Here is a 22,745-nt window from a genome sequence, read left to right as displayed (position 1 = left end):
AAGGATTCCGTGAGTGACCGAACCGTCTTCGTTGTCACCCGACCGGGACAGGCCGCGTGACCAGGCCCTCGGCCCCCGTGCGGCGGTCGCGCTCGTCTTCACCTCCTCGGCCGCCGTCCTGGTCGTCGAGATCGTCTCGCTGCGACTGCTGGCGCCCTACCTCGGGCTGACCCTGGAGACCAGCACCATGGTCATCGGCGTCGCCCTCACCGCGATCGCCGCCGGGTCCTGGATGGGCGGGCGCGTCGCCGACGCGGTCAACCCACGCCGGCTCATCGGCCCCTGTCTCGGGCTCTCGGGCGCGGTCGTGGCGCTGACCCCCGCCGTGCTGCGCAGCACGGCCGAGTGGGCCCCCGTGGCGCTCTTCCTCGTCGCGGCCCTGACCATCCTGGTGCCGGGCGCGCTGCTGTCCGCGGTGACGCCGGTCGTGACGAAGCTGCGGCTGACCAGCCTCGCGGAGACCGGCACGGTGGTCGGGCGGCTCTCCGGGGTCGGCACGCTCGGCGCCATCGTCGGCACCGTCCTCACCGGCTTCGTGCTGGTCTCGCGCTTCCCGGTCAGCGGCATACTGATCGGCCTCGGTGTCCTGCTGGTCCTCGGCTCGGCGCTGGTGGAGTGGCGGACCCGCGGCTGGACGGGGGTCCCGGCCCTGACCGTCGCACTCGTCGCCGGAGGCCTCGCCGCCACGGTCGCGCCCGGCGGCTGCGACGCGGAGACGAAGTACCACTGCGCCAGGGTCGTCACCGACCCCGACCGCGAGAGCGGCCGCACGCTCGTCCTGGACGGTGTGCGGAACTCCTACGTCGACCTCGACGACCCGACCTACCTGAAGTTCATGTACGTGCGGGCCATCGCCTCGGTCGTCGACACGGCGTTCCCCGAGGGACGGCCCCTCACCGCGTACCACGTCGGCGGCGGGGGCCTCACCTTCCCGCGCTACCTCGCGGTCACCCGGCCCGGGACGCGCAGCCTCGTCTCCGAGATCGACAGCGGTGTGGTGCGCATCAACCGCGAGCGGCTGGGCCTGGGGCCCCAGCGCGGCATCGACGTACGCACCGAGGATGCCCGGCTCGGCCTGCGGCGGCTGGACACCGGCAGCCGGGACCTCGTCGTGGGCGATGCCTTCGGGGGAGTGAGCGTGCCGTGGCACCTCACCACCACGGAGGCGCTGACCGACATACGGCGCGTGCTCACCGTGGACGGCCTGTACGTCGCCAACCTCATCGACTACGGCGCTCTCGCCTTCGCCCGCGCCGAAGTGGCTACACTCAGCGCGACGTTCGACCACGTCGCCCTCCTCGGCGAACCCGCCGACATCGGCCTCGACCCGGGCGCCACCGACCGGGGAGGCAACCTGGTCGTCCTCGCCTCCGACCGCCCCGTGGACCTGACGGCGGTCCAGAAGGCACTGGACACCCGCGAGACCGGCTGGAGGATCAGCGAGGGCGACACCCTCGCCTCCTGGATCGGCGACTCCCCCCGGCTCACCGACGACTACGCACCCGTCGACCAGCTCCTGGAGCCCTACAGCCCCCGCTGACGCCCCGCCCGCGGGCCCCTGCTCGGATCTCCGTCATGACGGACTGGCCCCGACTCCACCACGCCCGCGGAACCGCCGAGAACATACCCGGCCTGCTCGAAGCGGTCGGCCCGGACCCACGCGATCCCGGCTGGGACACCCTGTCCGATCTCCTGTACCACCAGGGCACCGTCTACCCGGCGAGCTTCGCCGCCCTGCCGCATCTGGCGGAGCCGGCCCGCCGCTGGTCACCCGTGGAACGCCGCATGCCGCTCTTCCTGGCAGCCGGATCGTGGCCGCCCGGCACATCCGGGGTGAGGCGGCGGACCCCTTCGTCACCCCCGCCGCCACCTTCGCCGAACTCCTGGCGCTGACCGAGGAGACCCTGCGGGACCCCTCCCTGGCCGGCGACTCCACGACCTACGTCAACCTGCTGTCGACGCTGCTCGCCTTCGAGGGAGTCGAGGGCTGGAGCGAGCACCTGCTCCGCTCCGTGTTCGGCCGCGCCCAATGCGCCCACTGCGATGCCGACTTCAGCATCTTTGACGCGATCCTGTCCCGCTGTTAGGCGGGCGTACCCGGCCCGCGCCGGGGGCGCTCGCCGGAGCGCTGCGCGCGCCTTACGAACCGGACGTTCCGCTGGGACACTCCCCGCAACCGAGCGGCCGGGGGAGGCTCGCCATGGACCGTCTGCACGCGGATCAACGGCTCGGCACGGGGGAGGAACTGACATCCGGCAACGGCCGGGTACGGCTGGTGATGCAGGGCGACGGCAACCTCGTCCTGTACCGCACGGACGACGGGGCGCCGCTGTGGGCGACCGACACCTGGCAGCAGCCCGCCACCCACGCGGTGATGCAGGGCGACGGCAACTTCGTGCTCTACACGGACGAGGAGAAACCCCTCTGGGCCAGCAACACCGACGGCAATGCCGGGGCGTGGCTGGTCCTCCAGGACGACGGGAACCTCGTCGTGTACGCGGCCTCCGGCGCCGCCCTGTGGGCATCCGGCACCGTGCAGCGGTTCGGTCCCGTCACCGTGCCGGGGTTCCGGCCGTCGACCCGGGCACCGCTGTTCGGCAACAGCTCGTGGCCCGCCGGTACGACTCTGCAGGTCTCCCTGTCCGGGCTGCCCCCGGTGTCGCTGGACGCCACCGAGATGGGCCTCTGCGGAGGCATGTCCTTCCTGGCCCGGGACATCCACGAGAGCGGCACACCCCAACTGCGCGGGCGCTCCTCCGAGCACATTCCGCTGGACCTGGCCCACCACATCCTGCGCCGCCTGATCGACAGTTTCAGCGGTCCGGGCGTGGTCGGCCGGTGGCTGGGCGAGACCCAGGCACTCGACCACGGGACCGTGTTCTGGGGGCCCGGACTCTTCCACCGCACCATCGACGAGATCCCCGGCATCCTCGACGACATCGACAACGGCGTCCTGTGCCCCATCGGCCTCGTCCTGGTCCACTCGTACGCCCCCTGGGACGTGTTCAAGAACCACGTGGTGCTCGTGTGGGGGTACGAGCGGCACGGCGACATCCTCACCCTGCGCACCTACGACTGCAACGAGCCCGGCAGGGACGACATCGTCATCCAGCTCGACATCAGCTCCCACCGCCCGGCGAAGACCATCTCCACCAACGGCACCGACGGCACGCCCGGCCAGGTCCGCGGCTTCTTCCGCATCCCGTACACCCATGCCGACCCCGCTCCCGCCTACATCGACGGAGCCTTCGTACGGATGACCGCACGGCCGCCCACCCCGATGGCGGCGGGCGCACGCGCCCAGGTCACGGTCACCGCCGTGAACAACGGGTCGACCACGTGGACGGCCGCCGACCTCTACCGGCTCGGCAGCCAGTCCCCCCAGGACAACACCGTCTGGGGCACCGGCCGGGTCGAGCTGCCGCGGCCCACGGTCGACCCCGGGGACAGTGCCGTGTTCCGGTTCGGCGTCGAGGCGCCCGCCACCGCGGGCACGTACGCCTTCTGCTGGCAGATGGTGCGTGAGGGCGTCCGCTGGTTCGGCCAGCCGAGCCCCCGCGTCACCGTCGCCGTCGGGTTCACCTCCGGCGTCTGCGACCAACTGCGCACCCAGTACCAGGACCTCGCGCGGCAGCTCGACGACGTGCGGGGCGAACTGGAGGGCATCGACTGGAGCGACCCGTACGAGGCCAGGCGTGAGGCCACCCGCCTGAACAGGCAGGCCAAGGCGCTGCGGGAGCAGCTGGAGGTGGTGGAGCGCGACCAGCACACCCACGGCTGCGCCCCGAACTGACCGGCGCCGCGTGGACGTAACCTCGTGCTGTGTCCACCTCTCGCCAGCACCGTGTCGCCGTCCTCGTGCTGGAGGGCGCGAAACCCCTCGATGTCGGGATCCCGGCGCAGGTCTTCACGACCCGCGCGAGCATGCCGTACGAGGTGCGGGTGTGCGGGGCGACCCCCGGGCTGGTGACCGGCGGGGACGGCCTCGCCTACCACGTCGAGCACGGTCTCGACGCGCTCACCTGGGCCGACATCGTCTTCGTGCCGGGCTACCGGTTCCCGGACCGCGAGGACCCGCCGCGAGCCGTCGTCGAGGCCCTGGTCGCCGCCCACGACCGGGGCGCGCGGCTCGCCGCCATCTCCACGGGCGCCTTCGCGCTCGCCGCCACCGGCCTGCTCGACGGCAAGCGGGCCACGACGCACTGGCACTACACGCGGGCGCTCATGACCCGGTACCCGAGCGTCCGGGTCGACGAGAACGTGCTCTTCGTCGACGAGGGCAGCGTGCTCACCTCGGCCGGCGCCGCCTCCGGCATCGATCTGTGCCTGCACATCCTGCGCGGCGACCTCGGCGTGGCCGCGTCCAACCACGCCGCCCGGCGCCTGGTCGCCGCCCCGTACCGCAGTGGGGGCCAGGCCCAGTACGTGCCGCGCAGCGTGCCCGAGCCGCGCGGGGAACGGTTCGCGGCGACCCGGGAGTGGGCCCTGTACCGGCTCGGCGAACCCCTCACCCTGGACATGCTGGCGCGGCAGGCGGGGGTGTCGCCGCGCACGTTTTCCCGGCGCTTCGTGGAGGAGACCGGGTACACGCCGATGCAGTGGGTGATGCGGGCCCGTATCGACCTGGCCCGTGAGCTGCTCGAACGCTCCCAGCGCGGGGTCGAGCAGATCGCCGCCGATGTCGGTCTCGGCACCGGCGCCAATTTGCGCCTGCACTTCCAGCGCATCCTCGGCACCACGCCGAGCGAGTACCGACGCACCTTCACCCGGGGCGAGTGAGGCCGCCCGGGGCCGGGTGGCGAGCGGGGCCCCCGGGTGGCGAGATCCTTTTGAACCATGGCGATGCCGCCACTGTCAGCGGGCCCGGCCGCGGGCGACCCTGGTGGCGAAGCAAGGGACGAAGGGACTTCACACTCATGACTCGCATCGCCATCAACGGATTCGGCCGCATCGGACGCAATGTGCTGCGTGCCCTGCTCGAACGGGACAGCGCCTTCGAGGTCGTCGCCGTGAACGACCTCACCGAGCCGACCGCGCTGGCCCGGCTCCTCGCCTACGACAGCACCGCCGGCCGACTGGGCCGCCCGGTGACCGTCGACGGGGACGTGCTGGTCGTCGACGGCCGCCGGATCAAGGTGCTGGCCGAGCGGGAGCCGGCCCAGCTGCCGTGGGCCGACCTCGGTGTCGACATCGTCCTGGAGGCCACCGGCCGCTTCACCTCCGCGAAGGCGGCCCGCGCCCACCTGGACGCGGGTGCGAAGAAGGTCCTCGTCAGCGCGCCGTCCGACGGCGCCGATGTCACGCTCGCGTACGGCGTGAACACCGACGCCTACGACCCGGACGTGCACACGATCGTCTCCAATGCCTCCTGCACCACCAACGCGCTCGCCCCGCTGGCCGCCGTCCTCGACGAACTCGCCGGTATCGAGCACGGGTTCATGACCACGGTGCACGCCTACACCCAGGAGCAGAACCTCCAGGACGGCCCGCACCGCGACCCGCGCCGCGCCCGCGCCGCCGGCGTCAACATCGTGCCGACCACGACCGGTGCCGCGAAGGCGATCGGCCTGGTGCTGCCCAACCTCGACGGCAAGCTGTCGGGCGACTCGATCCGCGTCCCGGTGCCGGTGGGCTCGATCGTCGAGCTCAACACGACCGTGGCCCGCGACGTGACCCGCGAGGACGTCCTGGCCGCCTACCGCACCGCGGCGGAGGGCCCCCTCAAGGGGGTCCTGGAGTACTCGGAGGACCCGCTGGTGTCGTCCGACATCACCGGCAACCCCGCCTCGTCGATCTTCGACTCGGCCCTGACCCGCGTCGACGGCCGCCACATCAAGGTGGTCGCCTGGTACGACAACGAGTGGGGCTTCTCCAACCGCGTGATCGACACGCTGGAACTGCTCGCCGGCCGCTGACCGGCCGCCGGTTCGCCCCTCTGCCGGGTCACAGGGAGTGCTGGAGCCACCGCCGCAGCGCGGCGTGCGTGGAGTCGTCCAGCTCGCACAGTGCCTTGATCGCGTCGAGGTCGCCCGGCAGGGGCGCGATGCCCGCGGTGGTCAGGGCGGCGTGCAGTTCCAGGCGCCGCCGGTCCGCCGGGTCCAGCGGCAGGGACAGCCGGGTCGCCGGGTCGGGGGCGGGCAGCAGGTAGTCGTCGTGATCCATGAGGCCGACCACGGTCGGCGCCTGCTCCGGCCGCTCCTCCATGCGCGCGGCGGGGAAGCGGTAGGGGTCGAGATCCTGAATCGCCGCGTGGCCCGTGGTGAATGCCTGCATTCCAGTCACGAGTTCCTCCTCGGTCGGGATGTCGTCGAAAGACACGACGGGCCGGGGGCCGGGGAAGTTGCGGATCGAGCCGCGGTCCACCCGAATGCCCCCAACTGCATTTCGTCACAAGACAGATGAACCAAAAGGCACATCCGTCACCTCGCGCGGTCGCCGCGCACGGGCGTGAACTCGGCCGCCCCCGGGGCGGAATGGGCCGCTGACCTGCCCGGTCAGCTCAATGCCGCGCTCGCCGCGCGCAGTTCGGCCAGGGCCGTCAGGACGTACGGGGCCAGGGCCTCGTCGGTGCCGCGGTCGCTCTCCGACCATGCGGCGTAGCCCCGTTTGAAGGCGAGGACGCCCAACTCGCCCGCCACCGCCGCGGTCGCGTCCGGTACGCCCCGGGCGGTCAGGGCCCCGGTCATCGCGGCCGCCAGGCTGACGCTCTTGAGGGCGTCCCGTTCCTGAAGCTCGGTGCTGGCGGCGACGGCCGCCTTGAGGCGAGGGGCGAGTTCCCGGTTCATGGGCCCCATCGCGCCGGCGGCACGCTCCAGGCCCGCGGCGACCGCGTCGAGCGGGCCGGCGTCGCCAGGGGCTTCGGCGATGCCCTCGGCCAGCAGCCTGCTCAGCGTCTCCTGCCCCGCCACCAGCAGCTCGCGCTTGTCGGGGAAGTGCCGGAAGAAGGTGCTCTTGGTGACGCCGGCGCGCTGGGCGATCTGCGCGACCGTCGTGGCGTCGTAGCCCTGCTCGGTGAAGAGATCGACAGCAGCCACGACAAGGCGTTCGCGTGCACCGGGTTCCCATCGAGGCATGGGTCGATCATACGTGATGAGACAAAGGTCCCGTCACTCGCTACTGTGATGGGACAAGAGTCCCGTCACTTGTTCGGAGTTTCCCATGCGTGTCTTTGTCACCGGCGGCACCGGTCTCGTCGGTTCCGCGGTCGTCGCCGAACTGCTCGGCAACGCCCACACCGTCCTCGCGCTCGCCCGCTCCGACGCCTCCGCACAGGCGGCGCGGGCGGCCGGTGCCGAGGTAATCCGGGGATCCCTCGCCGACCTGGATGTCCTGCGCGCCGGAGCCGCCCGCGCCGACGGGGTGATCCGCCTGGCGTTCGGCAACGACTTCAGCAGCCCCGAGGCCCTCGCCAGGTCCATGGACGAGGAGACCGCCGCGCTCACGGCGCTCGGCGAGGAACTCGTCGGCAGCGACCGCCCCTTCGTCACCGTCTCGGGCACGCCCGCCGTACCGGGCCGCGCCGCCACCGAGGCCGACCCCGTGCCCCTGGACGGGCCGGTCGGCGGCCGGGGCCGGGCCGTCAACGCGGTGCTGGAACTGGCCTCGCGCGGGGTGCGCAGCTCCGCCGTACGCCTGCCGCGCACGGTCCACAACCAGGGCGCGGGCGGCTTCGCCGGGCTGCTCACCGGCATCGCACGCCAGAGCGGGGTCTCCGGTTACCCGGGCGACGGCACGCAGCGCTGGCCCGCCGTGCACGCGCTCGACGCGGCCGCGCTCTTCCGGCTCGCCCTGGAGCGGGCGCCCGCCGGTACCGCCTGGCACGCGGTCGCCGACGAGGGCGACGCGGTACGGGACATCGCCGAGGTCATCGGCCGGCGCCTCGGCCTGCCGGTCGCGTCCGTGCCCGCGGAGACGTACGGCCCCATCGGCCCGATCTTCGCGACCGACCAGCCCGCCTCCAGCGACCACACCCGGCAGGCCCTCGACTGGGTGCCGAAGCAGCCGGGACTGCTGGCGGACCTGGAGAACATCCGGCCCTGACCGGGGTCCTCAGGGGTGCGGGCCGTCCCCGTGCCCGGCCACGCAGACGGGCGGCAGCGGGAACCAGCGCATCTGTTCGAAGTCGGGCGGCAGACCGGTGGGACCGTCGTCGAGACGGTCGGGGCGGGCGGCCAGCACCTCGCGGGCGCGGTCGAGTTGAGCGGGCAGCGCGTCCTCGCCCAGCCGCCGGTGGGTGACGGCCGGGGCGGTGAGACGGCCGTCGGCCGTGTACCGCACATCGGTCAGCCGCAGCGGCGGATCGACCGGACCGGCGCGGTGGTGCCACTGCCCCGTGTGCGGGTCGAAACGGTAGTCGGCCATGAGCCGGTGCCCGCTGGTCGCGATCAGGTCGACGGCGTCGATGAGGTAGTCGCGGACCGTGTCGCTGATGAAGTAGTTGAAGTTGACGCGGATCCAGCCGGGCTTGATGCCGTCGCAGCCCTGCACCACCTCGTCGAGCAGGGCGTGCGAGGTGGCGGCGTCGATGGCCAGCAGGCGGTGGCCGTAGGGGCCGGCGCAGGAACAGCCGCCCCGGGCCTGGATGCCGAACAGGTCGTTGAGCACGGCGACGACGTAGTTGTGGTGCAGCACGAACCGCTCGCCGTGGCGGATGCGGAAGGAGACGATCGACAGCCGGCGGGCGTGGTGGTTGCCGAGGATCTGGATGTCGGGGTTGCGGTCCCAGCGCGCGAGGGCGCGGCGCCAGTGGCGTTCCTCGGCGGCCTGGATGGTGTCGGTGCCGACGGCCTGCTTGAGCTTGAAGACCAGCCCGGCCCGGATGGACTCGACGATCGCGGGGGTGCCGCCCTCCTCACGGGCCACGGGGTCGTCGAGGTACCGGTGGACGAGCGGATCGACGAACAGCACCGTGCCGCCGCCGGGAACCGTGGGCACCCGGTTGCGGACCAGGTCCCGGCGGACCACGAGCACCCCCGGAGTCTGCGGCCCGCCCACGAACTTGTGCGGGGACAGGAACAGCGCGTCCTTGTGGTCCCCGGCGCCCGGAGCGCTCTCCGCCACCCGGATCGGGACGTACGGTCCCGCCGCCGCGTAGTCCCAGAAGGACAGGGCGCCGTGGGCGTGCAGCAGGCGTGCGACGCGCTCGGTGTCGGTGAGGATGCCGGTGACGTTGGAGGCGGCGGAGAAGCTGCCGATGCGCAACGGACGGTCCGTGTACCGCCGTAGCCCCGCCTCCAGGGCGGCGAGGTCGATGTGGCCGTCGGCGTCCTCGCCGATCTCGACGACGTCGGCGATCGACTCGCGCCAGGGCAGCTCGTTGGAGTGATGCTCGTACGGGCCCACGAACACCACCGGCCGCTGCCGCTCCGGTGGCCGGTCGGGGCGGCGCAGTTCCAGGATGCCGACCAGCTTGTTGGCCGCGCCGGTGGCACCGGAACCGCAGAAGATCACGAGGTCGTCCTCGGTGCCGCCGACGGCGTCCCGGATGATCCGGCGGGCGTCCTCGCGCAGCCGGGTCGTCTGCAGACCGGTGCTGGAGCTCTCCGTGTGGGTGTTGCCGTAGCGGGGCAGCACCTGCTCGCGGAGGAAGTCCTCGATGAAGTCCAGGGAGCGGCCGGAGGCGGTGTAGTCGGCGTAGACGATCCGCTTCGGCCCGTACGGGCCCTCCAGCACCTCGTCGTCGCCGATGAGCCCGTCGCGTATGCGCTCCAGCAGCGCCGTGGCGGGCGGTGCCGATGCCGTGCTCACCGTTCCGAGGGGCTGCAGTGTGCTGCCGGTCATGGCCGGTGCCCTTCTCGCTGGCGTCGGCTGCCCGACTCCGGGCCACCGCTGGGCACGGGGCCGGGGGAGGGGCCGACGAGGCACGCCGGGACCGGTCGGTCTGCGCGCCCGAATGTCTCGGCGATATACCCTGCCCGGTATTTTACCGGCGCTTTCGGGAGCGGCAACCGGGTCCTTTCGGACGGTGATCAGCTGTCAGCGGCCGGAATCGGCCGGCTGTCAGCCGTTGGGTTCGGCCGGCTGTCAGATGCCGGACTCGGCCAGGTCGGCGTGGCGCAGCAGCAGGCGGGCCAGATCGCGGGCCTCGTCCGCGGTGAGCGCGGCCCACGCGCCGTGTTCGCCGTCGCGGTCCTGGCCCACGTTGAGGGTGACCCGCTTGATCGGCCGCTCGGCAGGCGCGAGTTGCAGGCACCGCACGGCGATCCTGCGCCCGCAGCCGGTCACGACCTGGTCGTCGTGGTGATGCGGGACGAACCGGGTGCCTTCTGCCGTCGTCATCGTCCACCTCCTGCCTCGATGCCGTACGGGGTATCAGTGACAGCGCCTTCCGAGGCCGTGTTGTTCCCCGTGCCGGGCCACAGCCCTCCGGTCACTGCTGTTGCGAGTCGACCGACGTCAGCTGGGTCAGCGAGCAGCGCCACCGCTCGCCGTCCCACACGAACACGTCCGTGGCCCACTCGTCCGCGGTGAACCGCTCGCCCCGGAACGTGCCGCTGTTGGTGCCGTGGGTGGTCACCAGTGCGGTCGTGTCCGACAGCGTTGCCACGCGCTCGACTTCGAGGTGCATGGAGTCGTGGGTCACCTCACCGGCGGCGACCAGCTTGAGGAACTCCGAGCCCGCCGTGATCCCGGTGCTGGTGACGAACGTCCAGTCGGGGGTGGCGAAACGGGCGATCGCCTCGGCGTCGTTGGCGACGAGGGCGGCGGCCCACTCGTCCAGCAGGGCGGCGAAGGTCTCCCGGTCGGCCCTCGGCGCCGCGCCCTCGCCCCGGTAGGTGCCGAAGCTCCACAGGTTGCCCTCGGGGTCGCGGACGCTGAAGCCGCGGGAGCCGGAGTCCTCGTCGACCGGACCGCGGACGATCTCGGCCCCGGCGTTCTCGGCCCGCTCGAACAGCCGGTCGGGGTCGTCGCAGACGACATAGATCGCGTCGTTGCCCGGCGCGCGGCGCCCCCAGGCCGAGTCGTCCTTGCCGGCGCTGCCCAGCATGACGCCCCCGCCGAGCGGCCACCGCAGCTCCGCGTGCTCGATGACCGACGGGTCGTCCTCGCGGGCGTGGACCGCCATCTCGCGGAAACCGTAGACCTCGGTCAGGAAAGTGATCGCGGCGCGTGCGTCACGGTAGGCGAGGCACGGCCAGACGCTTGCTGTCGTTGTCGTGGTGTTGGCGTTCATACGGCGACGATGCCCCGCCGTCGCCGGTGCCGTCTTGTACGGATGGAACATCCCCGGCGAGCAACTCCGTCGGAGTACAGCCGGCCAGCGTCACGAAGTCCCGGTTCAGGTGCGACTGGTCGTAGTACCCGCAGGCCGCCGCCACCTGGGCGATCGAGACGAACGGCGGCGCGTCGCGCAGCATCTGCTGGGCCCGCTCGAACCGCACCACCCGCGCCGCGAGCTTCGGCGACAGACCGAACTCGTCACGGAAGCGGCGCGCCAGGTGCTGGCGGCTCCACCCGCTCTCCTCGGCCAGGTCGCGCACGGACACCTCGCCCCGGGAGGCGACCACCGTCTCCCAGGCGAACCGCAGCTCGGGCGCGGGCGCACGGTCACCGGTCAGACGGCCGAGCACGGCGTCGCAGACCGCGAACCGCTGCCGCCATCCGGGGGTGGTCTGCAGGCGTTCCCACAGCTCACGGCCGGTGGCCCCGACCACGTCCCCGAGCTCGACCGAGGTGTTCCACAGCTCGCCCGCCGGCATGCCGAACAGCGCCCGGGACCCGAGCGGCGTCAGCTCGATCGCCACGCCCTCCTGATCGCCGCTGTGGGAGATGAGCGCCGACGACGCCTGGAGGCCGCTGAGCACACAGGCGTAGTGCCGCGGGGACTGCGCCGGGTCCGTCTGGGCCACTACGTCGATGTCGTCGCCGATGCTGACGATGAAGGTCATATGGCGTGACGGCAGACCGCGGTGGACGGCCGGCGGGAACCCCGTCAGCCGGTAGCCGCAGTACCGCTCGACGAACGGCAGCAGCGGCGGCGCCGGTGGGGCCGTCGCCCACTCCTCGCACCGTTCCACCATGGCAAAAGCGTACAAGCGCGGGCCGGGGCGCGGCCGGGCCGGGCGAGGATGCCCCGCACGGCACAGCGCGCCACAATGACCGATATCAGGCCTCTACGTCCATCTATGCGGCCTATATGACATGTGCGCCCCGTGCGCACGCATCGGAAGGTGCCCATGAAGGACCTCAAGTTCGAGCAGAAGCGCTCACTGTCCCGCCAGGAGGCCGCCGACCAGCTCATGGCGCTCGCGGAGGCGCTGAGGGAGGGCGGGGAGGCCGAGCTGGACCTCGGAGCGGCAACGCTGAGCCTGCGCCTCCCCGACGACCTCAGCAGCGAGGTGGAGGTCGAGATCGGCGACGGGGAGGTCGAGCTGGAGATCGAGCTGAAGTGGCCGGCCTCGTCCGCGCGGAGCAGCGGCGCCACCGGCCGGAGCAGGAGCGGCGCGAAACGGACGGCCGCGAAAAAGGCCTGAACGGTCATGACAGGTACGGCTGACGCGACCCCGGACGCCGACGCGCTGGACGCCGCGTTCGCGCAGACCGTACGGGCCACCGGGGCCACCATCGGTGCCCTGTACCTGCTGGCCCCGGGCGAAGAGCTGCTGTGCCTGGACGCGCTGTACGGAGCGCCGCTGGAGTTCGCCGCGCCGTGGGAGCGCGTGCCGCTCGCCGCCCCGGCGCCCGTCGCCGACGCCGTGCGGGACGATCGCATGGTCTGGGTGAGCGGCATGGAGGAGATGGCCCGCTCCTACCCGCGCACCGCGATCGTCCTGCCCTACCCGTTGGCCCTGGTCGCGGCGCCGGTCACCGGTGTCCGGCAGTGGGGCTCGCTGCTGCTGATGTGGCCCCCGGCCACGCGTCCGCCGTACATGACCCAGCGGGAGCGGGCCAACATCACGTCCAGCTGCCGCCGCCTGGCCCGGCTGCTGGAGGAGGCCGCCGAGCGGCCCGCCCGGCCCCGCGTCGTGACCCTGGACAAGGACGTCCCCACAGGGAGGCAGGCCACGGCCGCCGCCGACTTCGCCGAACGGCTGCCCGGGGGAAGCTGCGCCGTGGACCTGGACGGACGGTTCACCTACGTCAGCTCGGGCGCCTGCGCACTGCTGGGCTGCGACGAGGGGCGGCTGCTGGGCACCCGCCCCTGGCAGTCGCTGCGCTGGCTCGACGACCCCACCATCGAGGACCGCTACCGGGCCGCGGTGATCAGCCGCGAGCCGGTGTCGTTCACCGCGTGCCGCCCGTCCGGCCAGTGGCTGGAGTTCCACCTGTACCCGGACGACAGCGGCATCAGCGCCCGCATCGTCCCCAGCGGCGGCCGGACCCCCGCCGCACCGGCACCGCCCCGGTCCGCTCGCACCGCCACCCCGACGCGGGCCGGCCGGCTCTACCAGCTCACCCATCTGGCCGCCGCGCTCACCGAGGTCGTCGGCGTCCAGGACGTGGTGGACCTGGTCGCCGACGAGATCATGCCCGCCTTCGGCGCCCAGGGCCTGGTCATGTCCACCGCCAGCGGGGGACGGCTGCACATCGTGGGGCACCGCGGCTACCCCGCCGACGCCATCGACCGCCTCGACGGACTGCGCGTCGACACCTCCCTCACCCCGGCCGGCCAGGCCCTCAGCACCGGTGTCCCCGCCTTCTTCGGCACCGCGGAGGAGATGCGGCGCGGCTACGCCGAGGTGGCGCTGATCAGCGGCAAACAGGCCTGGGCTTTCCTGCCGCTGATCATCTCCGGGCGGCCGGTCGGGGTGTGCATCCTGTCCTACGACAGCCCGCACGCGTTCTCCGCCGAGGAACGCGCCGTGATGACCTCCCTCGCCGGGCTCATCGGCCAGGCCTTCGACCGGGCCCGGCTGTACGACACCAAGCACGAACTCGCCCACAGCCTTCAGCAGGCCCTCCTCCCACGCAGCCTGCCCGGGATCACCGGCCTGCGGGTTGCCGCACGCTATCTGCCCGCCACCCGCGGGATGGACATCGGCGGCGACTTCTACGACCTGATCCGGCTCGGCGACACCACGGCGGGGGCGGTCATCGGCGACGTCCAGGGCCACAACGCCGCCGCGGCGGCCCTGATGGGCCAGGTACGCACAGCGGTCCACGCCCACGCGACCCTCGGCGCACCCCCCGACCAGGTCCTGTACCGCACGAACCACCTCCTCATCGACATCGCCCCCGACCTGCTCACAAGCTGCCTCTACGCCCACCTGGACTTCGCCCTGCGTCGAGCGACGATCGCGAGCGCGGGCCACCCACCGCCCCTGCTGCGCCGCCCCGACGGCACCGCGAGTCCCCTCGCCGTCACCCCCGGCCCCCTCCTCGGCATCGACCCCACGGCCGACTACCCCGTCACCGAAGTCCCGTTGGCCGAGGGCACGTTGCTCGCCCTCTACACGGACGGCCTGGTGGAGGCCCCCGGTACCGACATCGAGGAGGCCATCACCGACCTCGCCCACCAGCTGTCCACCGCCGACGACAGCGACCTGGACCGACTGATCGACCACCTGCTCCTGGGCACGGATACGAACGGGCAGCGGATGGACGACGTCGCGGTGCTTGTCCTGCAGCACGTGTGACGGCCGGACCGGCGCCGTCAGTCGAGGTAGTGGGCGCGTCCCTCGTCGTCGAGTTCGAAGGCGCCCTCCGGGATGACGCAGAACTCGTTGCCCTCCGGGTCCGCCATCACCAGGAACCCTCCGTCGTCGTACTGCCCGAGCCGGCGGCCGCCGAGGGACTCCACCCGCTGCTGCTCGGTCGCGGGGTCGGGTGAGGTGATGTCGAAGTGCATACGGTTCTTGCCCGACTTCGGCTCGTCGGTGCGCTGGAAGCCCAGGCCGAGGCCGTTCTCGCGGCGCAGCCACACATACGGGCCCATGCGGCCCACCACCGGCCTGCCGAGCAGCTCGGACCAGAACGCGGCGAGCCGCTCGGGGTCGACGGCGTCGATGATCAGGGCGTTGACCTGCAGTGGGGAGTTCGTCATGGATTCCGTTTCTCGGTTCGGGGAAGGCCGGCTCAGGTGTTCTGCTGGACGATTCCCCGGGTCGAGAAGCTCACCGGATCGCCCGCGGTGAAATCCCCCGGAGGGATCCCGGGATGGTGGCCGTCCTCCGGGGTGGGGTGCTCGTCACGGGCGCTGAGGGTGAGGCGGGAGACGATGCGGTAGCGGTCACCGCGGTAGAGGGAGTGGACGTACTCCACCGGACGGCCGCGGGTGTCCGTGGTGAGCCGCTCGAAGAGCAACGCGGGGGACAGCTCCGGCACTTGGAGCAGCTCGGCCTCGACGCGGGTGACGACCGTGGGCTCGATGGACTGCACCGCCTCGCTGACCTGGATGCCGTGCCGGTCGCGCAGATGCTCGTACAGGTCGCCCTGTTGCAGCTCCTCGCTGGTCAGGCCCGGCGCGAGATCCGTCCGCACATGCAGGTGCTCGATGGCGATGGGGGAGCCGTCGACCAGACGGAGGCGCGCCACGTACAGGATCTCCGCGGCGGGGGAGATGCGGAGCTTGCGGCTCACCCGGGCGCCCGCCGGATGCCTGCTCAGCTCCAGCAGCCTGCTGGTCCACACCCCGCCGGCCTGCGGCAGGCTCATCGAGTTGCGGTCGGACACCAGTTCCTGGGTGATCTTCTCCGCGGCCACGAACATGCCGCGTCCGTGTTCCCGCACCAGCAGTCCCGCGACGACCAGTTCGTCCACCGCCGCCCGCAACGTCGGTCGTGACACCCCGAGTTGGGAACAGAGGGTGCGCTCGGAGGGGATGGCGTCTCCGGGGCGCCGCGCCTCGATGAGTTCGAGGATCGCGTCCCGGACCCGCTCGCGCTTGAGCATCGCGCCGGAGGCTGCCGCGCCGATCTCCATACGGGCTCTCGTTCGTCGTCGGGACGTATTGGAAACTCGCTGGTCAACTATAACTGGTCAAGTGGTCAGGTGGTGGTGGGTCGGCGATGTGGGATCCACGGGCCGAGTGCGGCTCAAAAGACCTTGCTGCTCCAGGGGTTGACGGTTCAATTGGTCTATGCCACCTTCGTGGCGCACCCAACTGGTAAAGCACTGGCTAGTGATTGGTCAGGTCGGGGTCCTCCTCCCTCTGCGTGGACTCCAGGCGTCCCGACCTCCTGACGCGTCCCGCCGAACCCCGGAGACCCCGCCCCGTGGACCCGCTGCCCTCCGCGCCCCCACACCCCGAACTCGCCCTCGTCCCCCGCCCCACCGCACTCTCGCCACGCCCAGACCCATACCGCCTGGACGACACCGCCCGACTGCGCGTCACCCCCGGCACCGAGCAGGCCGCGGACCTCCTGCGCGCCTACCTCGACCCCGCCACCGGACTGCCCCTGAAGCACGCCGACGACGGCTCCTTCGTCCTGGCCCTCGACCCCGCCCTCACCGGCCTCGCCGAGGAGGGGTACGCCCTCACCGTCTCCGGCGAACAGGTCCTGCTGCGCGCCGCCCACCCCACCGGACTGCTCCGCGGAGTCCAGACGATCCGTCAACTCCTGCCCCACGAAGCCCTGTCCGCGCCGGTCCACGGCATCGAACTGCCCGGCGTCGAGATCACGGACGTACCCGCCCACCCCTGGCGGGGCATGCTCCTCGACGTCGCCCGGCACTTCCAGCCGGCCTCCTACCTCCGCCGCTTCGTCGACCTCCTCGCCCTGCACAAGCTCAACGTGCTGCACCTGCACCTCACCGACGACCAGGGCTGGCGGATGCCGGTGGCCGCCTACCCCGGGCTCACCGAGATCGGCGGGCGACGGGCCCGGTCGATGGTCGGCCCGGCGGGCAGCGCACACTTCGACGGCCGTCCGCACGAAGGCGCGTACACCCGTGCCGAACTCAGCGACCTCGTCTCCTACGCCGCCGCCCGGGGTGTGACCGTCGTACCGGAGATCGGCACCCCGGGCCACGTGCGAGCCGCGCTCGCCGCCTACCCCGAACTGGGCAACCACCCCGACCGGCGGCTCGACGTATGGACCCAGTGGGGTGTCTGCACCAACGTGCTCGGCGTCGGCGACCACGTCCTCGACTTCTTCCGCACGGTCCTGGACGAGGTCATGGACGTCTTCCCCTCCCCGTACCTCCACATCGGAGGAGACGAGGTGCCCACCGAGGAGTGGGAGGCCAGTCCGGCGGCGATCGCCCGTGCCGCGCGCGAAGGCCTGTCCGGGCCGCGGGAACTGCACGGCTGGTTCCTGGCACGGATGGCCGACCACGTCGTACGGTCCGGCCGCCGCCCCCTCGCCTGGGCCGAGGACGGCAGCACCCTCCCCCTGACCTGCACGGTGATGAGCTGGCGCACCCCCCGGCACGCCTGGGCCGCGGCCCGCCGGGGGCACGACGTCATCCACGCCGACCACCGCTCCACGTACTTCGACTACGCCCGCGCCCCCGGCCCCGCCGAACCGCCCGCCCAGCCGGGCCACGCCCTCGACCTGCGGAGCGTCTACGGCGTCGACCTCGGGCCACCCGCCGCCGAGCCCCGGCTCGCCGGGAAAGTGCTCGGCGTGCAGGGGCAGTTGTGGACGGAGTTCGTCGCGACACCCGAGCACATCGAGTACCTCACCTACCCCCGCCTGTGCGCCCTCGCCGAGCGGGCCTGGGCGACCACCGAGGACTGGCCCGGCTTCCGGACCCGGCTGGACGGGCACCTCGCCCGCCTGACCGCCCTCGGCGTCCCGCACGACACCCTCCCCGACCGCACGGCACCCGCCACGACGCCCGTGTAGGGCCGCCGTGGCGCCACCCACCCGCACATCCACGCTCCACCCCCACCATCCCTCCCGCGGACACCGGGAGCGAACGAAAGGAACCGTCGGATGAGTACCCGTGCCACCCGCCGCAGCACGCGCGCGGCCCTCGCCCTCACCGCCGTCATCGGCAGCGCCGCCCTGGCGGCCGTCCCCCTCACCAACGCGTCCGCGGCACCGGGCGACAGCCTGGCCGTCCAGTACCGCACCAGCGCCGGCGGTGCCACCGCCGACCAGAGCGAACCGTGGTTCAAGGTCCGCAACACCGGTACCAGCACCATTCAGTTGAGCCAGGTCAAGATCCGCTACTACTTCAAGGCGGACTCCCCGAACGCCACCTACCGCTTCGCCTGTTCCTGGGCGGTCAGAGGCTGTTCCGCGATCACCGGTACCTTCGGCACCCTCGCCAACCCCACCGCCACGGCCGACCGTTACCTGGAGATCGGCTTCACCGGCGCGGCCGGCACCCTCGCCCCCGGCGCCGACACCGGCGACATGCAACTGCGCTTCTACCAGTCCAACTGGCAGCGGCTGACCCAGAGCGACGACTACTCCTTCAACGGCGGCCAGACCGGGTACGCCGACTGGACGAAGGTCACCGCGCAGTTGGGCGGCGCCCATGCGTGGGGGACCGCGCCCGACGGCAACGAGCCCACCGACCCGCCGACCCCGACCGACCCGCCCGGCGACGGCAAGACCCTCTTCGACGACTTCAACTACACCTCGCACACCGACCCGGCGCTGTCGAACCACGGCTGGAGCGTCCGCTCCAACTCCGGCGGCCCCGGTGTCCCCGGCGCCACCTGGGACCCCTCGAAGGTCACCTTCGTCAACCAGGGCGGCAACTCGGTGATGAACCTGGAGACCTCCTCCGCCGGAACCGGCTCCAGCACCACCCACACCGAAGTCCTCACCAAGTCCATGAAGTTCAGGAACGGCACCTACGCGGCCCGGGTGAAGTTCTCCGACGCGCCCAAGTACGGCCCCGACGGCGACCGCGTCGTCCAGACCTTCTTCACCATCAACGACCTCAAGGCCCCGATGGCCGACGACTACGCCGAGTACGACTTCGAGTACCTGCCCAACGGCGGCTGGGGCGAGCCCGCGAACATCCTGTACACGACCTCCTGGGAGACCTACAACCCGGACCCGTGGCAGGCGGTCAACCAGCACAGCGAGAGCCGTCAGAGCTTCGCGGGCTGGCACGACCTCGTCGTCACCATCGACAACAGCAGGATCACCTACTACATCGACGGCCGGCACTTCGGCACGCACGACGCGGCCTATCTGCCCGAGCGGCCCATGTCGATCAACTTCAACCAGTGGCTGATCGACCTCCAGGGCCAGACGTCGACCACTCCGCGCGCCTACGACCAGCAGGTCGACTACGTCCTGCACGTCAAGGACCAGGTCCTCACCCCGGCCCAGGTCGCCGCGAAGGTCTCCGCACTGCGCGGCGACGGCACGACCTTCGTCGACGAGGTCCCGGCCCCCTGACCAGGGGCCCGCAGTCGGGACCGTGGGCGCCGTGGAGGGTGGGGCGCCCACGGTCTCAGCGCCGCAGTGCCGCCCTGCCCGGCAGGGTGACGGCCACCAGACCCAGCGCCACCGCGGCCCCGGCGAAGGCCGCGTACGTCAGCGGGGGTACGTACGGGTCCTCGCCGGTCAGGCCGCGCATCATCGGGACGAGCGTCGCGGCGGCGATGGCCGTACCGAGGACGACGCCGGCGACCGCGACCAGCAGCGCCTCCCAGCGCAGCATCCGCATCACCTGACGGCGGGTGGAGCCGACCAGGCGCAGCATGCCGAGTTCGCGGCGCCGGTCCAGGACGGTCATCACCAGGGTGTTGGCGGCGGCGATGGCGGCGAAGCCGCCGAGGACCGCGGCCATCGTGCGGTTGGCCCAGGCGTTGAGCGCGCGGTCGGTGTCCTGCTCGACGACATACCCGGAGGCATCGGTGACCTCGCCGAGCGCGGTGAGGGCCTTGCCGTCCCCGCCCCGGACCAGCAGCACGCTGCCGAAGCCCGAGGTGACGTGGGCCACGAGGGAATCGCGGTCCATGGTCACCGCGGAGAGGCCGAGCCCTCGGCCGTAGACGGCGACGACCTCGGGTCGGGCCTTGGTGCCGTCGGGCAGGTACAGCTCCAGCCTGTCGCCCACCTCGACCTTCGCCGACGTGGCGAGGGTCCTGTCGACGGCGATCCGGCCCTTGCCCACCCGGTCCAGGCTGCCGCCGCGCACGTCGAGATCCTGCACCTTCGCCAGATCCCTGCCGGAGCCGGAGACCCCCTGCGCGGTCGAGTTCTGCAACCAGCGGTCGGCGCCGGACCCGACGGGCACGAGGACTTGTGTGTTCAGCAGGGACACGGCCGCCTCGACTCCGGGCGCGCGGACGGCCCGGTCGGCGGTGTCGGCGGGCAGTCCGGCCGGGTGCGTGACCACGTGGTCCGCGGTGAGGCCGTCCCGCAACTGCCGGTCGGCGACATGGCTTTCGCTGGTGTGCATGAACACGAGGGTCGACGCGAAGGCCATCGCCAGCACGATCGGCGTGAGCGCCGAGGCCAGACGACGGGCGTTCGCACGGGAGTTGGCGGCCGCCAGCGAGGCCGGGGCGCCACCGCCCCGCAGCACCGTCCCGAACAGCCCCGCGCACAGCCGCGCCACCAGCGGACCGAGCAGCGCGACGCCGAGCATGAAGCACATGACGACACCGAGGGCCGCGTTGGCTGCGTCGTCGCCGGCCGAACGCGCGGCGACCACACTGAGGAAGCCGCCACCGACCAGAGCACCCACGCCCAGCACGGTACGGACCACACCCGGCCGCAGCCGCTGCACCGACGCCTCGGTGAGCGCCTCACCGGGCTTGATCCTCGACGGACGCCGCCCGGCCGCCCAGCCCGCGACCAGCGCGGTCAGCAGCCCCGTGCCGACGGCCACGACGAGCGGAATCCAGGACACGTGCAGCTCGACGGCCTCCGGTACCGCCCCGCGGTCCTGGAGCTCCCCGAACCACCAGTGCGCCAGCCCGATCCCCGGCAGACAGCCCACCAGCCCGGCGAGCGGCGCGACCAGCAGCGCCTCCGAGGCGACCGCGCGCCGGATCTGCCGGGGAGTCGCACCCACAGCACGCAGCAGCGCGAACTCCCGGGCGCGCTGGGCGACCGACAGCGCGACCGTGCCGGACGCCGTGAAGACGGCGACCACGGCGGCGATCCCGCCGAAGGAGCCGCCGAGCCCGGTGAGCAGCTCCTTGGCGTAGGCCAGCCCGTGCTCCTCGACACCGCCCCGGTCGTCACCGGTGTGCACCTTGACCCCCGAACCGGCGAGCGCCTTGCGTACCCCGGCGGCGAGCGCGTCGGTGTCCGCCCCGTCCTCGGGCAGTACGGCAATCGCGTCGGCCTTGCCGGGGTGCCCGGCCAGGGCGGGGGAGCGGTCGTCGGCGAACCAGGCGACGGCGCCCTGGTCCACGTCGCCGGGACCGGGCTCGGCCAGCCCGGACACGCGGAAGACGGCCCGCCCGGCGGCGGTTTCCAGCGTGACGGTGTCGCCGGCCTTTGCATCGGTGGCGGTGCCGAGCACCACCTCGCCGGTACGGGGCGCCGACCCGGAGGTGAGCGCGGCGCCGGTGAACCGGTGCGCGCCCCAGCCGTGCCCGATCAGCGCGGACTCGCCCTGCCGCACCGGGAACGTGAAGTCGGGCACGGCGGCCCGCACTCCGGGCACCCTGGCCGCCTTCTGCGCCAGCTCCGAGTCGACCCGTGCCGTGTCGGGCAGCGGCTCCGCCGTCTCCGTACGGCCGTCCCCGCTGCCCGTGACGAAGCGGGCGTACTGGTCCGCCGCGGCCACGACCGGCGCTTTCGCGTACCGCTGCGGCGGCACGGCGGCGCGGACGCCCGTCTCCAGGAGGATGCCGCACGCCGAGACGATCAGCGCCGACATCAGCAGCGCGACAAAGGTGCCCGCGAACGCGGCGGGCTTGAAGCGCACCGCGGCGCGGGCGAGGCCGGTGGGGGCGAGGCGCCTCACGCGGCGACCCCCGCCATCGCTCCCGTACGGGAGGTGAGGGTGGCCATCCGCGCCGCGATCCGCTCCGCCGAGCCGCCGTCGAGGCCACCGGCGAAGACGCCGTCCGCGAGGAACAGCACGCGGTCGGCCCAGGCGGCGGCGGACGGGTCGTGGGTGACCATCACCACGGTCGCCCCGAGCGTGTCCACCGCCTGCCGCAGCAGACCGAGGACGCCCGCGGCGGTGGCCGTGTCCAGGGCTCCCGTGGGCTCGTCGGCGAAGATCACGTCCGGGCTGGTGACCAGGGCACGGGCGATGGCGACCCGCTGCTGCTGACCGCCGGACAGCTCGCCCGGCCGGCAGCGCGCCTTGTCGGAGAGCCCGACCTGCGCCAGCACGGTCGCGGCCCGCCGCCGGTCCTGCCGCTGCCCGGCCAGACGCATCGGGAGGAGCACGTTCTGCTCCACGGTGAGGGACGGGAGCAGGTTGAACGCCTGGAAGACGAAGCCGAGGCGGCTGCGGCGCAGCTCGGTGAGCCGGTTCTCACGCATCCCCGTGATCTCCGTACCGCCCAGCCGCACCGACCCGGCCGTCGGCCGGTCGAGCCCGGCCGCACACTGCAGGAACGTCGACTTGCCGGACCCCGAGGGCCCCATGACGGCGGTGAACGTGCCGTGCGGCAGGCCGAGGTCGACGCCCGCGAGCGCGTGCACGGCACCGGAGCCGCGGCCGTACTGGCGCCGGACACCGCGCAGCTCGACGGCGAGACCGGGCGTCCCCTGCGCCTCCGGCCGCTCCTCGACCGTGTGCCCCTTGCCCCTGCGCAGCCCCATGGTCCGCCCTCTCGTGATTTTCATTTGGCCGATGCCTCGACGCTACGGAGCGGGGGCGGCGGCGGGCCATGGTGGCTGCTGGCGAGTCCGGGGTGGGGGTAACCCGAAGCCCCGCCCGTGAGTGAACCGCGTCTCACCGGGCCGAGGGGACTTGGC

General features: G+C 72.5%; 20 protein-coding genes. 10 read left to right on the top strand and 10 right to left on the bottom strand.

Going from position 1 to position 22,745, the window contains the following annotated elements; translation table 11 throughout:
• The first annotated feature begins 13 nt into the window (after positions 1-13).
• The 5 genes from ACZ7L7_RS13580 to gap all read left to right on the top strand — a co-directional run bounded on the left by ACZ7L7_RS13580 (position 14) and on the right by gap (position 5,915).
• Entirely contained in the window at positions 14-1,540 is a 1,527-nt protein-coding gene (locus ACZ7L7_RS13580; RefSeq protein ID WP_472075866.1) for a fused MFS/spermidine synthase, read from the top strand.
• Positions 1,541-1,811: 271 nt separating this feature from the next.
• Complete coding sequence (locus tag ACZ7L7_RS13575) at positions 1,812-2,087, top strand: hypothetical protein (protein ID WP_285512476.1); 276 nt, start codon at positions 1,812-1,814, stop codon at positions 2,085-2,087.
• A gap of 113 nt (positions 2,088-2,200) precedes the next feature.
• A complete protein-coding gene (locus ACZ7L7_RS13570; RefSeq protein WP_472075864.1) occupies positions 2,201-3,793 on the top strand; it encodes a hypothetical protein in 1,593 nt (530 codons plus the stop codon).
• Between the two features lie 29 nt (positions 3,794-3,822).
• A complete protein-coding gene (locus ACZ7L7_RS13565) occupies positions 3,823-4,779 on the top strand; it encodes a GlxA family transcriptional regulator (protein ID WP_285512474.1) in 957 nt (318 codons plus the stop codon).
• A gap of 137 nt (positions 4,780-4,916) precedes the next feature.
• The gene (gap, locus tag ACZ7L7_RS13560) at positions 4,917-5,915 is read left to right on the top strand and encodes a type I glyceraldehyde-3-phosphate dehydrogenase (protein ID WP_285512473.1); all 999 of its coding nucleotides are present in this window, start codon (positions 4,917-4,919) and stop codon (positions 5,913-5,915) included.
• 28 nt (positions 5,916-5,943) lie between these two features.
• Here gap and ACZ7L7_RS13555 read toward each other — a convergent pair whose 3' ends face one another.
• Together ACZ7L7_RS13555 and ACZ7L7_RS13550 are read right to left on the bottom strand one after the other, a co-directional pair.
• Entirely contained in the window at positions 5,944-6,273 is a 330-nt protein-coding gene (locus ACZ7L7_RS13555) for a hypothetical protein (RefSeq protein WP_285512748.1), read from the bottom strand.
• A gap of 221 nt (positions 6,274-6,494) precedes the next feature.
• A complete protein-coding gene (locus ACZ7L7_RS13550) occupies positions 6,495-7,073 on the bottom strand; it encodes a TetR/AcrR family transcriptional regulator (RefSeq protein WP_285512472.1) in 579 nt (192 codons plus the stop codon).
• A gap of 85 nt (positions 7,074-7,158) precedes the next feature.
• On the opposite strand from ACZ7L7_RS13550, the gene ACZ7L7_RS13545 reads away from it, so the two are divergent.
• On the top strand, positions 7,159-8,040 hold the full coding sequence (locus ACZ7L7_RS13545; RefSeq protein ID WP_472075861.1) for an SDR family oxidoreductase: 882 nt from the start codon (positions 7,159-7,161) through the stop codon (positions 8,038-8,040).
• Positions 8,041-8,049: 9 nt separating this feature from the next.
• Here the strand turns inward: ACZ7L7_RS13545 and ACZ7L7_RS13540 are convergent, their stop codons facing one another.
• The 4 genes from ACZ7L7_RS13540 to ACZ7L7_RS13525 all read right to left on the bottom strand — a co-directional run bounded on the left by ACZ7L7_RS13540 (position 8,050) and on the right by ACZ7L7_RS13525 (position 12,020).
• The gene (locus ACZ7L7_RS13540) at positions 8,050-9,780 is read right to left on the bottom strand and encodes an aminotransferase class V-fold PLP-dependent enzyme (protein WP_285512470.1); all 1,731 of its coding nucleotides are present in this window, start codon (positions 9,778-9,780) and stop codon (positions 8,050-8,052) included.
• A 243-nt stretch (positions 9,781-10,023) separates the two neighbouring features.
• Positions 10,024-10,278: a hypothetical protein gene (locus ACZ7L7_RS13535; RefSeq protein WP_285512469.1), complete on the bottom strand. Its 255-nt coding sequence runs from the start codon at positions 10,276-10,278 to the stop codon at positions 10,024-10,026.
• Between the two features lie 91 nt (positions 10,279-10,369).
• Positions 10,370-11,173, bottom strand: coding sequence for a DUF4440 domain-containing protein (locus ACZ7L7_RS13530; RefSeq protein ID WP_285512468.1), 804 nt, complete (start codon positions 11,171-11,173; stop codon positions 10,370-10,372).
• Positions 11,115-12,020 (bottom strand): helix-turn-helix domain-containing protein, encoded by a 906-nt coding sequence (locus tag ACZ7L7_RS13525; protein WP_285512467.1) that lies wholly within the window; start codon positions 12,018-12,020, stop codon positions 11,115-11,117. Before ACZ7L7_RS13525 ends, ACZ7L7_RS13530 begins: the two co-directional genes overlap by 59 nt.
• A 156-nt stretch (positions 12,021-12,176) precedes the next feature.
• On the opposite strand from ACZ7L7_RS13525, the gene ACZ7L7_RS13520 reads away from it, so the two are divergent.
• Together ACZ7L7_RS13520 and ACZ7L7_RS13515 are read left to right on the top strand one after the other, a co-directional pair.
• Positions 12,177-12,473, top strand: coding sequence for an amphi-Trp domain-containing protein (locus tag ACZ7L7_RS13520; protein ID WP_285512466.1), 297 nt, complete (start codon positions 12,177-12,179; stop codon positions 12,471-12,473).
• Between the two features lie 6 nt (positions 12,474-12,479).
• Complete coding sequence (locus ACZ7L7_RS13515; protein ID WP_472075858.1) at positions 12,480-14,576, top strand: SpoIIE family protein phosphatase; 2,097 nt, start codon at positions 12,480-12,482, stop codon at positions 14,574-14,576.
• Positions 14,577-14,593: 17 nt separating this feature from the next.
• Here the strand turns inward: ACZ7L7_RS13515 and ACZ7L7_RS13510 are convergent, their stop codons facing one another.
• On the bottom strand, positions 14,594-14,983 hold the full coding sequence (locus ACZ7L7_RS13510) for a VOC family protein (RefSeq protein ID WP_285512464.1): 390 nt from the start codon (positions 14,981-14,983) through the stop codon (positions 14,594-14,596).
• A gap of 32 nt (positions 14,984-15,015) precedes the next feature.
• Positions 15,016-15,861, bottom strand: coding sequence for a GntR family transcriptional regulator (locus ACZ7L7_RS13505; protein WP_285512463.1), 846 nt, complete (start codon positions 15,859-15,861; stop codon positions 15,016-15,018).
• A gap of 293 nt (positions 15,862-16,154) precedes the next feature.
• Here ACZ7L7_RS13505 and ACZ7L7_RS13500 point away from each other — a divergent pair, with 293 nt between their 5' ends.
• Both ACZ7L7_RS13500 and ACZ7L7_RS13495 read left to right on the top strand, forming a co-directional pair.
• Positions 16,155-17,729, top strand: coding sequence for a beta-N-acetylhexosaminidase (locus ACZ7L7_RS13500; RefSeq protein ID WP_472075856.1), 1,575 nt, complete (start codon positions 16,155-16,157; stop codon positions 17,727-17,729).
• A 90-nt stretch (positions 17,730-17,819) separates the two neighbouring features.
• Positions 17,820-19,247: a cellulose binding domain-containing protein gene (locus ACZ7L7_RS13495; RefSeq protein ID WP_472075854.1), complete on the top strand. Its 1,428-nt coding sequence runs from the start codon at positions 17,820-17,822 to the stop codon at positions 19,245-19,247.
• Between the two features lie 55 nt (positions 19,248-19,302).
• Here ACZ7L7_RS13495 and ACZ7L7_RS13490 read toward each other — a convergent pair whose 3' ends face one another.
• Both ACZ7L7_RS13490 and ACZ7L7_RS13485 read right to left on the bottom strand, forming a co-directional pair.
• The gene (locus ACZ7L7_RS13490; protein ID WP_472075852.1) at positions 19,303-21,777 is read right to left on the bottom strand and encodes an ABC transporter permease; all 2,475 of its coding nucleotides are present in this window, start codon (positions 21,775-21,777) and stop codon (positions 19,303-19,305) included.
• The gene (locus tag ACZ7L7_RS13485; protein ID WP_471592511.1) at positions 21,774-22,589 is read right to left on the bottom strand and encodes an ABC transporter ATP-binding protein; all 816 of its coding nucleotides are present in this window, start codon (positions 22,587-22,589) and stop codon (positions 21,774-21,776) included. The genes ACZ7L7_RS13490 and ACZ7L7_RS13485 overlap by 4 nt, the downstream gene beginning before the upstream one ends.
• Positions 22,590-22,745: the final 156 nt, after the last annotated feature.

Source organism: Streptomyces sp. NPDC110618, assembly GCF_055657065.1.
Note: the sequence above shows the minus strand (reverse complement) of the source record. Positions and strands in the feature narration are given on the sequence as shown.